Source organism: Bradyrhizobium sp. S3.2.6 (assembly GCF_040546885.1).
Taxonomy (GTDB): Bacteria; Pseudomonadota; Alphaproteobacteria; order Rhizobiales; family Xanthobacteraceae; genus Bradyrhizobium; species Bradyrhizobium cytisi.
Window position 1 is genome coordinate 283,407 of sequence record NZ_JBEPOS010000003.1, and the last position, 15,551, is coordinate 298,957.

Sequence of the window (15,551 nt, forward strand, 5' to 3'; positions counted from 1 at the left end):
GCGGAAAGATTCTGGCTTGCTTCGCTGCGCTCGCAATGACGAGAGAATGAGGCCCCGCCTCACGCCCCCTCGAACTGCAACCTTGCCAGCCTGGCATAAAGCCCGTTCACCGCAACCAGCTCGGCATGCGTGCCCTGCTCGACGATCTTGCCCTGGTCCATCACCAGGATGCGATCGCAGGACAGCACGGTGGCGAGGCGATGCGCGATCACCAGGGTGGTGCGGTGGCTCATCAGCTCTTCGAGCGCGGTCTGCACCAGCGTTTCGCTTTCGGCGTCGAGTGCGGAGGTGGCTTCATCGAGCAGCAAGAGCGGTGCATCGCGCAGGATGGCGCGCGCGATCGCGATGCGCTGGCGCTGGCCGCCGGACAGCGTCACGCCGCGCTCGCCGAGCGGGGTGTCGAAACCTTCGGGCAGGCGGCGGATGAACTCGGTGGCATGCGCGAGCTCGGCGGCGCGCTCGACCTCGGCATCGGTCGCATCGGGCCGGCCGAAACGGATGTTCTCGCGCGCGCTCGCGGCAAACACGTTGGATTCCTGCGGGACCAATGCGATGTGTGAACGGAAGTCACGCGGATCGGCAGCCTTCACCGGCACGCCGTCGAGCGAGATTGCACCACCCCGCGGGTCGTAGAAGCGCAGCAGCAGATGGAAGATGGTGCTCTTGCCGGCGCCGGACGGGCCGACGATCGCAACCTTCTCGCCGGGCCGCACCGCAAACGACACCGCGTCGAGCACGTTGACATCGGGTCGCGCGGGATAGGAGAAGCTGACGCGATCGAAGCCGACCTCGCCGCGCCCGGGCACCGGCAGCGCGCGCGGCGACGCCGGCGCCCTGATGTCGGGCTGCACGTGCAAAATCTCGAACAGGCGTTCGGCAGCGCCGGATGCGGCCGAGACCTCGCCCCAGACCTCGCTGAGCTGGCCGAGGCCCGCGGCCGCGAAGGCCGCATAGAGCACGAACTGGCCGAGCCGGCCCGGCGTGATTGCCCCTGTGAGCACGTCATGCGAGCCAATCCAGAGGATCCCGACCACGCTTGCGAACACGATGAAGATGACGATGGCGGTGAGAACCGCGCGGGCCTGCGTGGACGTGCGCGCCGCCTCATAGGCCTGCTCGACCTCGCCGCCGAAACGCTTCGCCGCCAGGCCTTCGCTGGTATAGGCTTGCACGGTGCGGATCGCGCCAATCAGCTCGCCCGCATAGGCGGACGCATCGGCCAGCGTATCCTGCGCGTTGCGCGACAGCCGCCGCACCCAGCGCCCGAAGGCGACCAGCGGCAGCACGATCAGGGGAATGGCCAGCAGCACGAAGCCGGACAGACGTGGGCTAGTGATCACCATCATCGCCGCCGCGCCAAAGAACATCATCAGATTGCGCAGCGCGATCGACACGGAGGCGCCGACGGCGGATTTGATTTGCGTGGTGTCGGCTGTAAGTCGCGACACCAGCTCGCCGCTGCGCGCCGAATCGAAGAACGCCGGCGACAGCGAGAGCAGATGCGCAAACACATCGCGCCTGAGATCGGCGACGATGCGCTCGCCGATCGTCATCACGAGGTAGTAGCGGGCCGCGCTCGCGAGCGCGAGCACGGCGACCACCGCGATCATCACCGAGAAGTAGCTGTTGATCAGCGCGATGCCTTCCGGCGTCAGGCCGAAATCGATCATCCGGCGCACCGCGACCGGCACCAGCAGCGTGGTCAGGGCTGCGACCGTCAGCGCGACAAAGGCGAGCGCCGCCCGGCCGCGATAGCGGGCCACGTAAGGCGCGAGCGCCACCAGCGGCCGCAGCCTGGCGCGGCCCTTCTCGGGCTGCTCGATCAGCTCGACTTCGATCGACGGGGCTTCTGCCGGCCCGGTTTCAAGCCGTTCTACTGCGCTCATGAGATCCGACCAAAAGAGATAAGTCTGCTCCAGATAGGCCGGGGGACCGGCCGTGGCAAATCCGGGATGTCCCTTAGGGGACCGCCCGGTTCTGCTGTGCCCACAATGGCTTGTTTTGAGGGGGTCTCTGGGGTATAGACCCGGCAAATCCGTCATTCGATAGCCACTCAAGCAAGGCGCCGGGCGCCCCAGGAATTGCCATGAAAGCCGAGATTCATCCGAATTATCATACGATTAAGGTCGTGATGACCGACGGAACCGAGTACCTGACCCGCTCCACCTGGGGCAAGGAAGGCGACACGCTGAACCTCGACATCGACCCGAAGTCGCACCCGGCCTGGACCGGCGGCAACGCCCAGCTGATGGACCGCGGCGGCCGCGTCTCGCGCTTCCAGAAGAAGTTTTCGGGCTTCCTCAAAAAGGATTGATCCTGGCCGCAAGGCTGGAGACCGAAAACGCCCCCGGACAGCCGGGGGCGTTTTTGTTTTGGGGGAGATCGTCATTGCGAGGAGCTCTTGCGACGAAGCAATCCAGGCTGCCTCTGCGGAGGCTTCCTGGATTGCTTCGCTTCGCTCGCAATGACGGGCTGTTGGAGCTTTACCGCTCGAACGCGGCCTTCAGGGCGTTGAGCTGCGGCACCAGCGGATTGCCGATCGAAGGGTAATCGACGGGCGGGGTGTGGATGGTGGTGTCGAGGCGGCGCACGCGGGTCTGCAGGCTCATCGAGCGATGGATCAGCTCCTGGAGCTGCGACGGCAGCTTCTCGATCGTGTCGGCGGGGCCGGGATCGGCGGCGGAGAGCTTGACCTTGGTCTTCTCGCGGTTGGCCTGGCCCAGCGTCATCTCGCCTTCCTTCACCGCGCGATGCAGCAACAGCCACGAGGCGAGCTGCATCAGGCGGGTGGTGAGGCGCATGCTCTCGGTCGCGTAGGTGAGGCTGACGGCGCGATCGAGCGCCTTGGCCTCGTTGCGGCCGGCGCCGTCGAGATAGGCGGCGGTCTCTTCGACGAGATCCATGCCTTCGCGGAACAGGGCGCCGAACGCCGCAGAATTGGTGAACCGCTCGCTGAGTTGAACGAGAGCGCCGTCGGCTTGCAAACGTTCCATGGTTAACGCCCCTTACGCAACTGTTTACCCGTCCGGCTTTGGCGCCGGCTTATGATGAACAAATCATTGCGCGTAGGGATCGCTGAGTCCAGCGACAAGCGCGGATATGGTTTCCGCGGGTCATTCCCCCGAATTCAACCGGAACGAGACGCAAAAAAGAGCCGCCGGAAAACCGGCGGCTTTGAAAGTTGATAACAGGGAGGCGTCAAACAGAGTGGACAGGAGCCACTCGGTGTCCAAACGAGGACAGTTCCAGTCATAAAGCGAAAAGCTTAATGTGGAGTAAACGAGCGAATTTTTTGAGGGTTCGTTAGCCATGTCGGTCAGTGGCCGAGGGAGTTTGCCGAACAATCTGCCCGTCATGGCCGGGCTTGTCCCGCCTGCGCGGCCGAAGCCGCTTCGGCGAGGCGAAGGCCCGGGCATCCACGTTCTTTCTGTCGGCGAAAGATCAAGTACGTGGATGGCCGGGACAAGCCCGGCCATGACGCCGTAGAAACGCTTGCGCTCCTCCTTCGAATTCTTACGACTTGAAGACGCTGTTCGCCGCATCGCGCGAGGCGCGCTTTTTCGTGGCGGCTTCTTCCAGTCTTGCGATTTCGGTCTTCAGCAGGGTGACGCGCTCGGTCAGTTCCTCGACCGACAACAGTGAGAGATCCTGCCCGATCTCGTGGGTGACCTTCTTGCGCGGGCGGTCGTCGTCTTCCGTCGGCATCGTCGTTCCTCCTGCGTTCGCGCCACCTGCGGCTGGGGCGGTTGCCAGCCCGGACTGCGCTGGCTAATCAAAGGCCTCGTCCCCTCTCGCACCTTTGCTCAAGGACACATCATGGACAAGCTGCCCGCGCAAATGACCGTGGTCGCCATCTCCAAGCCCGGCGGACCGGAGGTCCTGGTGCCGGAACAACGCACCGTTCCGCAGCCCGGTCCCGACGAGATCCTGGTCAAGGTGCAGGCCGCCGGCGTGAACCGGCCCGACATCGCCCAGCGGTCCGGCGCCTATCCGCCGCCGCCCGGCGCCAGCGACCTGCCCGGCCTTGAGATTGCCGGCGAAGTGGTCGCCGTCGGCAGCAATGCCAAGCGGCACAAGATCGGCGACAAGGTGATGTCGCTAGTCGCCGGCGGCGGCTATGCGCAGTACTGCATCGCGCAGGACGCCCAGGCGATGAGCGTGCCGCCGGCGCTGTCGATCAAGGAAGCCGGCGCGTTGCCGGAAACCCTGATGACGGTCTGGCACAATGTGTTCGAGCGCGGCGGGCTCAAGGCCGGCGAGACGCTGCTGATCCATGGCGGCTCCTCCGGCATCGGCACCATGGCAATCCAGCTTGCGAAAGCGTTCGGCGCAAAGGTGTTCGTCACCGTGGGATCACAGGACAAGATCGATGCCTGCCTCAAGCTGGGTGCCGACCGCGCCATCAACTACAAGAACGAGGACTTCGTCGCCGTGGTCAAGGAAGCGACCGACAAGGCCGGCGTCAACCTGATCCTCGACATGGTCGCCGGCGACTACGTCGACCGCAACTACGATGCCGCCGCCGTCGATGGCCGCATCGTGCAGATCGCAACCCTCAACGGGCCCAAGGTCAGCGTCAACATCGCCAAGGTGATGGTGAAGCGGTTGACCCATACCGGCTCGACCTTGCGTCCCCGTAGTAATGCGGACAAGGCGGCGATGGTGGCTGCGATTGAAGCGAAAGTGATGCCGCTGCTGCGCGAAGGCCGGGTCAAACCGCTGATGGACAGCTCTTTCCCGCTGGAAAAGGCATCCGACGCACATCGGCGCATGGAGACCTCGGCACATATTGGCAAAATTGTGTTGGAGCTCTAGGCCGCTGGCCCACCGGGCAGGGCGGAAACCCTTTGATTTTCCTCGCTTTCGTGGCATCTATCGCGACGCGCCGAACCATCTCGTTCTGTTCGGAAATCGCCTTGCACTGAAGAGTTTGCGTCGAACGCGGAGAACTCACCTTGCGTCTAATCAGGTGCCTCGCGCCCATCGCGCTGGGCCTCATGATTCTTGTCGCCGCGTCCCCTGCACGCGCGCTTGACGCTGTCAGCGTCCGCGGCGACGCGCCCGCCATCGACCTCACCGGCGTGCTCGAGCATCAGCGCAGCGACGCCGACCGCATCCAGGTCTCAACCGCACCTGCCACCGACGGCATCGTCCGCCGCATCGAGGTGCGCGCCCGCGAGGGCGGCCAGAACTGGGTGGTGTTCGCGCTCGCCAACAATACCGACGACCAGCTCGACCGTCTGATCGTCGCCCCGCATTACCGCATCGTGTCCTCGGGGCTGTTGTGGCCCGACCTCGGGCTGTCACGCATCGCGACCATCACGCCCTCGACCGGCGACCGGCCGGAGCGCCAGGAAAGCCCGACCGCCGACGTCTTCCGCATCACGCTCGATCCCGGCGCCGTCATCACCTTTGTCGCGGAACTGCGCACCGACAAGCTGCCGCAGCTCTATCTGTGGGAACCGGAAGCCTACAAGGACAAGGTCAACTCGTTCACGCTGTACCAGGGCATCGTGATCGGCATCTCCGGGCTCCTGGCGCTCGTGCTCACGATTCTGTTCGTGGTGAAGGGCAGCATCATGTTCCCGGCGGCCGCGGCGCTGGCCTGGGCGGTGCTCGTCTATATCGGCGTCGACTTCGGCTTCTGGGGCAAGGTGCTCGACATGTCGAACAACGCCGAGCGCATCTGGCGCGCGGCGGGCGAAGCGATCCTGGCGGCGACGCTGCTGGTGTTCCTGTTCGCCTATCTCAATCTCAGTCGATGGCATGTGCGCTATTCCCACATCACGGTGGGCTGGCTCGCCTTCCTCGGTTCGCTGGTCGCGCTCGCGCTGTTCGACCCGGCCGTGGCCTCCGGCATCGCGCGCATCTCGCTGGTGCTGATCGCCTTCGCCGGCTTCGCGCTGATCGTCTATCTCTCGACCCACGGCTTCGACCGCGCGGTGCTGCTGATCCCGACCTGGTTCCTCCTCGTGGTCTGGGTGGTCGCGGCCGGTATGACCGTTGCCGGTTCCGTCACCAACGACATCGTCGGCCCGGCACTGCTCGGCGGCCTCGTGCTGATCGTGATGCTGATCGGCTTCACGGTCATGCAGCACGCCTTCGCCGGCGGCGGCGCCACCACCGGCGTGGTGTCCGATATCGAGCGGAGAGCCCTGGCGCTGGCCGGTTCCGGCGATCTGATCTGGGACTGGGACGTTTCCGCCGACAAGGTGTTCACCAGCCCCGAGACCGAAGCCCTGCTCGGCCTTAAGCGCGGCACGCTGGAAGGCCCGGCGGCCTCCTGGCTCGAGGTGCTGCATCCGCTCGACCAGGACCGTTTCCGCGCCGCGCTGGACAGCGTGCTCGACCAGCGCCGCGGCCGCCTCGTGCAGGATTTCCGCCTGCGCACGCCAGACGGCCACTTCATGTGGTTCGCGCTGAAGGCGCGCCCGGTGGTCGGCTCGGACGGCGAAGTCTCACGCGTGGTCGGCACGCTCACCGACGTCACTGAGCTGCGCAACGCCGAGGAACGCCTGCTCCACGATTCCGTGCATGACAATTTGACCGGCCTGCCCAACCGCAAGCTGTTCATGGACCGGCTCGGCGCAGTCGCGCATTTCGCCAAGACCATGCCGACGCTGCGGCCGACCCTGATGGTGATCGACCTCGACCGCTTCAAGCAGGTCAACGATTCCGTCGGCATCGCGGTCGGCGATTCCATCCTGCTGACGCTGGCCCGGCGCCTCACCCGCATCCTGAAGCCGCAGGACACGCTGGCGCGGCTCGCCGGCGACCAGTTCGGGCTGATCCTGCTGTCGGAGCAGGATCCCGCCCGCATCACCGCTTTTGCCGAAACCATCCGCAAGACCATCCGCGCGCCGATCGCGTTCAACGAGCGCGAGATCTTCCTGACCGCCTCGATCGGGCTGGCCCTTTCCGATCCGCAAGTTCAGCTGACGGACGAGATCATCAAGGACGCCGAGCTTGCGATGTACCATTCCAAGCGCATCGGCGGCGACCGCATCGACGTCTACAAGCCCGCGATGCGGGCGCGAAAGACCGATCGCCTGACGCTGGAGAGCGAGCTGCGCCGCGCCATCGAGCGGCAGGAGCTGACGATCCTGTACCAGCCGATCGTCCGGCTGGAGGACCGTTCGGTCGCGGGCTTCGAGGCGCTGGTGCGCTGGGATCACCCGAAACTCGGGCGCATGGCGCCGTCGGAATTCATCACCATCGCGGAAGAGACCGGCCTGATCGTCGATCTCGGCATGTTCGTGCTCGACCAGACCGCAAAGCAGCTCTCGATCTGGCAGCGCGCGATGCGCTCGCGCGAGCCGATCTTCGCCAGCGTCAACGTCTCCTCGCGGCAGCTTTTGCGCCATGACCTCATCCACGACATCCGCACCGTGCTGTCGCGCTCGTCGGTGGCGCGCGGCACGCTGAAGCTGGAGCTGACGGAATCGCTGGTGATGGAGAATCCGGAGCACGCCGCCCAAATGCTGACGCGGATCCGCGAGCTCGGAACTGGATTATCGCTCGACGATTTCGGCACCGGCCATTCGTCGCTGGCCTATCTCCAGCGCTTCCCGTTCGACACCATCAAGATCGACCAGTCGTTCGTCCGCACCACCAATCGCGGCACGCGGCCGGTGATCCTGAAGTCGATCATCGCGCTCGCGCATGATCTCGGCATGGACGTGGTGGCGGAAGGCGCCGAGACCGATTCCGACGCGGTCGAGCTGTATCAATTGGGCTGCGAATACGCGCAGGGCTTCGCCTTCGGCGAGCCGATGGACGCCGACGCGGCGATGCGGCTGTTGACCGAAGTGCGGCTCGAAGCGGCGAGCTAGTCGCTCTTGGCCGTTGGCCGCCGCAGGTCACTCTTCTGCTTCGTGAACCGCACGGTCTGGCCGTCCGGCATCCGGGTGGCCTTGAAGCCCGCGGCGATACAGGCTTCGCGCTGCGGCATCTTGATATCCGGGCTGCGCGAGGTGTCCCACCAGGAGGCGCGATTCGCCGCACGCGGCAGGGCCGCGCCGATGATCTCCTCGATCTCCTCAAAGCTCAGCACGAACTCCGTCTGCTTCTGCCGCAGCAGGTAATCGCGTAGCGCGTCGTAATCGTTCACCGCCGTCCTCTATCCCCTTGTCCGCGGTCTGACCTGCTCAAAAGCGATACCGGCGGAAACCAATCCTTAACTGATTGCAGCAGCGCCGTCGCGGCTTAAACACTACGCAAGATTTCGGGCGCATCCACTAGGTTCGGGAGCAAAGGATGCTGTCTGCATGGCGCGACGCCACGGCCCGCCGGCCCTGGCGCATTTCGGCGAAGCTGCTGATCATCTCGTCCGTCGTGACGGTGATCGGCTTTTCCGCCATTTGCGTCAACGTCATGCTCGACATGCGCCGCGGCGAGGAGGCGCTGGCCCGCCAGACGCTAAAAAACCTGGCCACGTCGATCGACGCCGACATCAGCCGCAACATCGATATCTACGACCTGTCCCTCAAGGCGGTCGCCAGCAACATGCTGCTGCCCGAGATCAACACGGTCTCCAAGCCGATCCGCCAGCTCATCCTGTTCGACCACGCCACCACCGCAAAGCATTTCGGCGCCATCCAGGTGTTCGATGCGGACGGCAATCTGACCATCGATGCCTCGACGCTCGACCCGGTGCCCGACAACCGCGGCACTGAGGACTATTTCTCGGTCCATCGCGACAATCCCAACGTCGGCCTGTTCATCAGCCGCCCGATGCTGTTTCGTAGCGCCTATTCGATCGTGCTGAGCCGGCGTCTCAGCGATACCGACGGCGGCTTCATGGGTGTCGTCGCGGGCTCGATCCGCTTCACCTATTTCCACGAATTGTTCGAGCGGCTGAGCCTCGACCCCGAGGACACCATCACCGTGCTCAAGCGCGACCGCACCATCATGATGCGGCGACCGTTCGATCTCGACATCATCGGCAGGAACCTGAACGACAGCCAGCGCTGGAAGGCCGACAATCTCCGCGTCGGCGGCTCGTTTGCCGGACAGGGCCCGGTCGATCCGACCGCGCGGCTCTATGTGCGCAGCAGCGACACCGGCCCGCTGTTCGTGGTGGCGGGCAAGCCGCTGAGCGCGGTGTTCGCGCTGTGGCAGAAGGAAGCGCTTCGGATCGGCGGCGTGGTTCTGGTGCTGGCACTGTTCGTGCTGGGCTCGGCGATCGTGCTCGCCCGCGAGATCGGCCGGCGGGCGGATGCCGAAAGCAAGCTCGAGGAGATGGCGACGACCGACGCGCTCACGGGCCTGCGCAACCGCCGCAAGTTCGACCATGTCATCGACATCGAATGGCGCCGCGCCATGCGCCAGAAGACGCAGGTGGCGCTGCTGATGATCGATGCCGATCACTTCAAGGCCTACAACGACACCTTCGGCCACCAGGCCGGCGACCAGGTGCTGGTCGGCATCGCCATCTGCATCTCCGATTCGGTGCGCCGCCCCGGCGACTGCGCCGCGCGCTATGGCGGCGAGGAATTCGCCGTGCTGCTGCCGAACACCTCGGCCACCGACGCCTTCAAGGTCGCCGAAACCATCCGGGCCAAGGTGCTGGGCTGGTCCGACGGCGGGGCGGGATCGACCGTCTCCTGCGGCATCGCCAGCCTCGCGCCGACAAGCGGCATGGACTCGGCCATCCTGGTCGCCGCCGCCGACAAGGCGCTCTATGCGGCAAAGGCCGGCGGGCGGAATCAGTCGGTGGTGGCGAGCCTGCCGAAGCTGTCGCTGGTGGCTTGAGGGCCTACTGCCCCAGATACTTCTTCATCTCCGCGATCAGCCCCTCGCGCAATTCCGGCCGCTTCAGCGCGTAGGCGATGTTGGCGCGGAGGAAGCCGGGCTTGGAGCCGCAATCATGGCGTTCGCCCTCGAACTCGACGCCGTAGAATTTTTGCGACTTGGCGAGGCCGATCATGGCGTCGGTGAGCTGGATCTCGCCGCCGGCACCGCGCTCCTGGGTCTCGAGGATCTTGAAGATCTCGGGCTGGAGAATGTAGCGGCCGGTGATCGAGAGGTTGGAGGGCGCGGTGCCCTTGGCCGGCTTCTCGACCATGCCGTCGACCTCGAACATCTTGCCGGTGCGTTTCCCGACGCCGCAGATGCCGTATTGATGGGTGAGATGGTCGGGCACCGCCTCGACCGCTATGACGTTGGATTTTTCGCCGAGCTTGCTTGCCGTCTCGATCATCTGCTTCAGGCAGCCGGGCGTGTTGAGCACCAGCTCGTCGGGCAGCACCACCGCGAACGGCTCGTTGCCGACGATGTCGCGCGCGCACCAGACCGCGTGACCGAGACCGAGCGGCGCCTGCTGGCGGGTGAAGCTGACGGCGCCGGCTTCTGGCTGGTTCTGCGCCAGGATCTCCTGCTCGGCCTTCTTGCCGCGCGCAGCGAGCGTCGCATCGAGCTCGAACATCTTGTCGAAATGATCTTCGATGACATTTTTGTTGCGGCCGGTGACGAAGATGAAGTGCTCGATGCCGGCTTCCCTCGCCTCGTCATAGACGTACTGGATCAGCGGCTTGTCGACGATGGTGAGCATTTCCTTCGGCATCGCCTTGGTGGCGGGCAAAACGCGGGTGCCGAGGCCGGCGACGGGGAACACAGCTTTGCGGATTTTCATGTGATTGATCGAATACCTTGAGGCACACGTGAAAGAAGCAATGGTATCTTGCTAGCCGTTTTGCAGCCGGTAACAAAGGCGGATGTAGGGCTCCCGCTCAATGAATTCGAGAAAAAGGTGACCGGCAAAATTTCACCTTTGTTAAGATATTGGCAACCGTAACGAGGCCTCCTGATGGCTGATTTTTGGCCGGACGGGTGAGACATGAGGCAATTGGTGACAGCGGTAACTCTATCTTTGACCGGCGCGACAATGCTCGCGGCCGCGCTCCTGTTCCCCATGTCCGCGCAGGCGCAAGGGCAACAAGCACAACAAGGGCAAAACGGCCTGTCGAACCTGTTCAGCGGTATTTTCTCCGGCCCGAATCCGGCGCCCTCGCAAGCCGCGCCCGGCCCCGGCGGTGCCCAAACGGGAGCTCAGCCTTGGAGCGGCGAGGACGGCGCCTCCGGCCATCCGCTGATGACGGCGGCCGCGATCCGCGAGGCGGCCGGCAATTTCGACAATTGCGTTGCCGGGATGTGGCCTGATGCCGCACGCCGCAACATCACGCAGGAGAATTTCCAGCGCTTCACCGCAGGGCTTTCGCCCGATCTGCGCATCATGGACCTGATGGACTCGCAGCCCGAATTCAGCAAATCGATCTGGGACTATCTCGACATCCTCGTGAACGATAACCGCCTCGCCAAGGGCAAGGAAGTCCTCGCCAAGTACAAGGCGCAGTTCGACGCGACCGAGAAGGCCTACGGCGTCGACCGCTATGTCATCGCCGCGATCTGGGGCATCGAGTCCAATTATTCGACCCAGATGGGCGACCGCAGCGTGCTGCAATCGACCGCTACGCTCGCCTGCGTCGGCCGCCGCCAGGCCTACTTCAAGGACGAATTCCTCTCCGCGCTGGAGATCCTCAACCGCGGCGATCTGCGCCCGGAGCAGATGCGCGGCTCCTGGGCCGGCGCCTTCGGCCCGACCCAGTTCATGCCGACCGCGTTCAAGCGCTTTGCCGTGGACGGCGACGGTGACGGACGGCGCGACGTCGTCGACAACGCAAGCGACCTGATCGCCTCCACCGCCAACAATCTGAAGAAGGACGGCTGGCAGAGCGGCCAGACCTGGGGCTTTGAGGTCTTGGTGTCCGAGGGCTTCAACTACATGCTGGCCGATCGCGCCAAGGCGATGACGATCGCGCAATGGGAAAAGCTCGGGCTCAAGCGCGCGACCAACCAGCCCTTCCCGCATCCGGCGGAAAAGGCCTACCTGCTGGCGCCGGCCGGCGCGCAGGGGCCCGGCTTCCTGATGCTGCAGAATTTCCGGGTCATCATGAAGTACAATCCGGCCGAGGCCTATGCGATGGCGATCGGCCATTTCGCCGACCGGCTGCGCGGCGGCCAGCCCTTCGTGCAGCCGTGGCCGCGGCAGGAGCGGGAATTGTCCCGGACCGAGCGGCTGGAACTCCAGCAATTGCTGGTCCAACGCGGCTTCTACAAGGGCACCCCGGACGGCCAGTTCGGCGGCCAGACCCGGGACGCGCTGCGCAACTTCCAGGCCTCGATCGGGGCGCCCGCCGACGGGTTTGCCTCCTCCGACGTGCTGGACCGACTGCGCGGGCGGTAAAATCGCGCCGAAAGTAACCCTGAAGCGGGATTTTGGCCGATCTCCGTTATTGCCCCAAAGAATCTGCAAGAGAATTTGCCCGTTTGGCGCCCGATTCCGTTATTATATCGAGACACATCCAGACCCTGTTGCGCGCGCCCGAGATCGCATGTCGAAGCCAAAATCTTTCTTCAAGGCGCTGACCGAGACCGGCCCGTTGATCGCGCTGGGGACGGCGCTTGCGATCATGGTCGGGGTCGCGGCACCGGCTTCGGCGCAGTTCTTCAACTTCCCCGGCTTCGGTGGCCCGCCGCAGCGCCAGGCCCCGCCGCGCAGTGGGGGCGGTTGGTTCGGCGGCGATTTCTTCCAACCGTTCCAGCAGCAGCAACAGCAGGCCCCGCGCCAGGATTTTTCGCGGGCGCCTTCGCCCGCCAAGCGCGACACGATCCCCGACAAGAACGTGCTGGTGATCGGCGACGCCATGGCCGACTGGCTCGCCTACGGCCTGGAAGACGCCTACACCGAGCAGCCCGACATGGGCGTGATCCGCAAGCACAAGACGACGTCCGGCCTGATCAAATACCAGCCGAAGGGTGAGCCCTCGGATTGGACGGCTGCTGCGAAGGGAATCCTCGAGACCGAAAAGCCCGAAATCATCGTCGTCATGCTCGGCCTCAACGACCGCATCTCGATCCGCGAGCCTGTCGCAGACAAATCCGACAAGGCGACCGACAAGGACAAGAAGAACGACAAGGGCGCAAAGGCCAAGCCGCCGGCCAAGCCCGGCGACGCCAAGCCCGACACCGCCGCCAAGCCTGACGACAAGCCAGTGGACACCGACCTGCCGCAGGACGATGCCGATAACGCCGATGCGCCGGCCGCCGCGCCCGAAAAGACCGCGCGCAATCCGAACGGCCTCTACGAATTCCGCGACGACCACTGGGTCGAGCTCTACGGCAAGAAGATCGAGGAGCTCGCCAACGTCCTCAAGGCCAAGGGCGTGCCGGTGCTCTGGGTCGGCCTGCCCGCGATCCGCGGACCGAAGGGCACCGCGGACATGCTGTTCCTGGATTCGCTCTATCGCGAGGGCGCGGCCAAGGCCGGCATCACCTATGTCGATGTCTGGGACGGCTTTGTCGACGAAGCCGGCCGCTTCCTGCAGAAGGGCCCGGATTTCGAAGGCCAAATCCGCCAGCTGCGCAGCGGTGACGGCGTCTACTTCACCAAGCCGGGTGCGCGAAAGCTCGCCCATTATGTCGAACGCGAGATCACGCGCCTGCTGGCGGGACGCTCCGGCCCGATCGCGCTGCCGAGCGAGCCGGGGACGCCGGACACCAGCGCCGAACCCGGCAAGCCCGCGCCGCGGCCGCTCGCAGGCCCGATCGTGCCACTGGTCGCGGCCTCGATCTCGACCGATCAATTGCTGGGTGGACCGGGGACGCGCCCCGCCGCCGTCGATGCACTCGCTGCGAAGACGTTGGTGAAGGGCGAGCCGCTGGCAGCGCCCGCAGGCCGCGCCGACGATTATGCTTGGCCGCGCCGCGAAGTTGGTCGCGAGCAGGCCAAGGGCGATACGCCGATGGCGGCGACGACGCCTGAGGGTGGTGCTTCGGCTCCCGGCACGCCGGGCGCTGCCGCTGCAATCGCACCGCCCAAGCTCGCACCGAAGAAGCCGGCGCCGCAGCAGCAGCCGGCTCAGGCGACGCCGTCAATTCGCGATTTCTTCGGCTTCGGCGCGCCGCAGCCACCGCCGCGGCAATTCGCGCCGGCCCCGCGCAATCCGAATCCCAATCCCGCGATCCCGCGTCCGCCCGGTAACGTCGGGCGTTCGGCGGAAGTGTTTCGCTAGTCGCTGTCATTCCGGCACGCTGCTTGGCGCGAACCCGGAATCCATCGTGCCACAATCAATGTCGATACATGGATTCCGGGCTCGCGCCCAAAGGCGCGCCCCGGAATGCCGGCTCAGCCGTAATAGCGCCAGCGTGGCGGCGGGCGACGGGCGGGACGCGACATCAGCAGCGCGAGCGCGAAGCCGATGCCGCCGGCGACGAGCAGCGCGCCGAGCGGGTTGTCGTGCACCTTCTGCGCGATCGCCTGCGAGCCATCGCGGAACGTGTCCTGGCCTGCTTCATAGGCCTCCTTGGCGTAGTTCGCGGCGGTGTCCGTAGCATCGCGCGCCGCATCTTTCGCCTGACCGTACAGGTTCTGCACGGTGCCGGCGGCCTCGCGCGCCTTCCCTGAAGCCTGGGTCTTCGCGTCTCCGGCCATCTCGCCCACAGTGCCTTCCACGCCGCCCGCCATTTCCTTGGCTGATCCGATAATCCGATCCGCGTCCATGATAATCCTCCTCGGTGATCAGCCGGAGTAACCGATCAGAAGCAACGCGGTTCCGTTGCATGCCTAGAGAATGAGCCCGCCATCGACGACCAGTGTCTGGCCGATAATGTACGACGACAATGGCGACGCCAGGAACAGCGCCGCCCCTGCCATGTCGGCCGGCGTGCCCAATCGCCGCAGCGGAATGCGCGCCAGCGCGCCTTCGAGCCGCTTGGGATTGTCGGTCGTCACCTTCGTCATCTTGGTGTCGACGAGACCGGGCGCGATGCCGTTGACGCGGATGCCGTCCTCGGCCCAGGCCTCGCCCAGCGTCCGCGTCAATCCGACCGCGCCGGTCTTCGAGGCGTTGTAGGCGGGATTGCCCATGGTGGAATGATAGGCCGCTGTCGACGACACCATGATCAGCGCGCCCTTCGCATCCCGCAACATGGAATGAAATCGCGTCGCGCACGCCATCAGGCTCATCAGGTTGACCTCGACGACCGTGCGAAAGCCCGCCATCTCGAACTCGCCGCGGCGATAGATCACCGCACCTTGCGCGAGCACCAGAATATCGAGCCGGTCGAACGACGGCTTGAACGCTTCGATCGCGCTCGCATTGCTGACGTCGAGCTGCGCATACGCGAGGCCGGTGAGATCGGAGCCCTCCTCCGCCGAATATTCCGTGGGCCGAGCACGCGTGCCGCACACCGCAACATCCGCGCCCCTCGTGCGAAAGGCTTGCGCGATGCCGTTGCCGATTCCGCTGGAACCGCCGACGACAAGAACCCGCTTGCCTGAGAAATCGAGCTCGTTCGCCATCGCGGCCTCCCCTTTTGTTTTGCTCGTTTGAACTGCCTGCGGATCGATGCAAGCCTTGTCGATCTCGGAACAAGAAACAAGAGCCCAAGGCCGGCAACGTGATCCCTGGTCGACGGCGGGTTGATGGCGCGGAACGCGTAAGAGCCATGCACGGCCGGCGTTGACATCAACCGGCCTCCGAGTAGCTTTT

Annotated in this window: 13 protein-coding genes; 6 read left to right on the top strand and 7 right to left on the bottom strand. The window is 65.1% G+C overall.

Features of this window, described 5'->3' with window-relative positions:
- Positions 1–59: 59 nt before the first annotated feature.
- Positions 60–1,886, bottom strand: coding sequence for an ABC transporter ATP-binding protein/permease (locus ABID58_RS09125; RefSeq protein ID WP_354032384.1), 1,827 nt, complete (start codon positions 1,884–1,886; stop codon positions 60–62).
- 200 nt (positions 1,887–2,086) lie between these two features.
- On the opposite strand from ABID58_RS09125, the gene rpmE reads away from it, so the two are divergent.
- Positions 2,087–2,314 carry a 50S ribosomal protein L31 gene (gene rpmE, locus ABID58_RS09130; RefSeq protein WP_007599895.1) on the top strand — a complete coding sequence of 76 codons (228 nt, stop codon included), beginning with the start codon at positions 2,087–2,089 and terminating at the stop codon, positions 2,312–2,314.
- Positions 2,315–2,483: 169 nt separating this feature from the next.
- Here the strand turns inward: rpmE and rcdA are convergent, their stop codons facing one another.
- Positions 2,484–2,993: a protease adaptor protein RcdA gene (gene rcdA, locus ABID58_RS09135; protein WP_148756365.1), complete on the bottom strand. Its 510-nt coding sequence runs from the start codon at positions 2,991–2,993 to the stop codon at positions 2,484–2,486.
- 520 nt (positions 2,994–3,513) lie between these two features.
- Positions 3,514–3,705 (bottom strand): DUF1192 domain-containing protein, encoded by a 192-nt coding sequence (locus tag ABID58_RS09140; protein WP_148756366.1) that lies wholly within the window; start codon positions 3,703–3,705, stop codon positions 3,514–3,516.
- Between the two features lie 111 nt (positions 3,706–3,816).
- Between ABID58_RS09140 and ABID58_RS09145 the strand changes: the two genes are divergently transcribed.
- Both ABID58_RS09145 and ABID58_RS09150 read left to right on the top strand, forming a co-directional pair.
- Entirely contained in the window at positions 3,817–4,815 is a 999-nt protein-coding gene (locus tag ABID58_RS09145) for an NAD(P)H-quinone oxidoreductase (protein WP_148756367.1), read from the top strand.
- 140 nt (positions 4,816–4,955) lie between these two features.
- Positions 4,956–7,832, top strand: coding sequence for an EAL domain-containing protein (locus ABID58_RS09150; protein WP_354032385.1), 2,877 nt, complete (start codon positions 4,956–4,958; stop codon positions 7,830–7,832).
- On the opposite strand, the gene ABID58_RS09155 is transcribed toward ABID58_RS09150, so the two are convergent.
- Complete coding sequence (locus ABID58_RS09155; protein ID WP_354032386.1) at positions 7,829–8,110, bottom strand: DUF7662 domain-containing protein; 282 nt, start codon at positions 8,108–8,110, stop codon at positions 7,829–7,831. The two genes, ABID58_RS09150 and ABID58_RS09155, sit on opposite strands and share 4 nt — an antisense overlap.
- 146 nt (positions 8,111–8,256) lie before the next feature.
- Here ABID58_RS09155 and ABID58_RS09160 point away from each other — a divergent pair, with 146 nt between their 5' ends.
- Positions 8,257–9,753, top strand: a complete 1,497-nt coding sequence (locus ABID58_RS09160; protein ID WP_354032387.1) for a GGDEF domain-containing protein — start codon at positions 8,257–8,259, stop codon at positions 9,751–9,753.
- 4 nt (positions 9,754–9,757) lie between these two features.
- Here ABID58_RS09160 and galU read toward each other — a convergent pair whose 3' ends face one another.
- The gene (gene galU, locus ABID58_RS09165; RefSeq protein WP_148756370.1) at positions 9,758–10,633 is read right to left on the bottom strand and encodes a UTP--glucose-1-phosphate uridylyltransferase GalU; all 876 of its coding nucleotides are present in this window, start codon (positions 10,631–10,633) and stop codon (positions 9,758–9,760) included.
- A 252-nt stretch (positions 10,634–10,885) separates the two neighbouring features.
- Between galU and ABID58_RS09170 the strand changes: the two genes are divergently transcribed.
- Together ABID58_RS09170 and ABID58_RS09175 are read left to right on the top strand one after the other, a co-directional pair.
- Entirely contained in the window at positions 10,886–12,244 is a 1,359-nt protein-coding gene (locus ABID58_RS09170) for a lytic murein transglycosylase (protein WP_502916396.1), read from the top strand.
- Positions 12,245–12,392: 148 nt separating this feature from the next.
- Positions 12,393–14,072, top strand: coding sequence for an SGNH/GDSL hydrolase family protein (locus ABID58_RS09175; protein ID WP_354032389.1), 1,680 nt, complete (start codon positions 12,393–12,395; stop codon positions 14,070–14,072).
- Between the two features lie 113 nt (positions 14,073–14,185).
- On the opposite strand, the gene ABID58_RS09180 is transcribed toward ABID58_RS09175, so the two are convergent.
- Together ABID58_RS09180 and ABID58_RS09185 are read right to left on the bottom strand one after the other, a co-directional pair.
- Entirely contained in the window at positions 14,186–14,560 is a 375-nt protein-coding gene (locus ABID58_RS09180) for a CsbD family protein (RefSeq protein ID WP_354032390.1), read from the bottom strand.
- Between the two features lie 63 nt (positions 14,561–14,623).
- Positions 14,624–15,361 (bottom strand): SDR family NAD(P)-dependent oxidoreductase, encoded by a 738-nt coding sequence (locus ABID58_RS09185; protein WP_354032391.1) that lies wholly within the window; start codon positions 15,359–15,361, stop codon positions 14,624–14,626.
- Between the last annotated feature and the right edge of the window lie 190 nt (positions 15,362–15,551).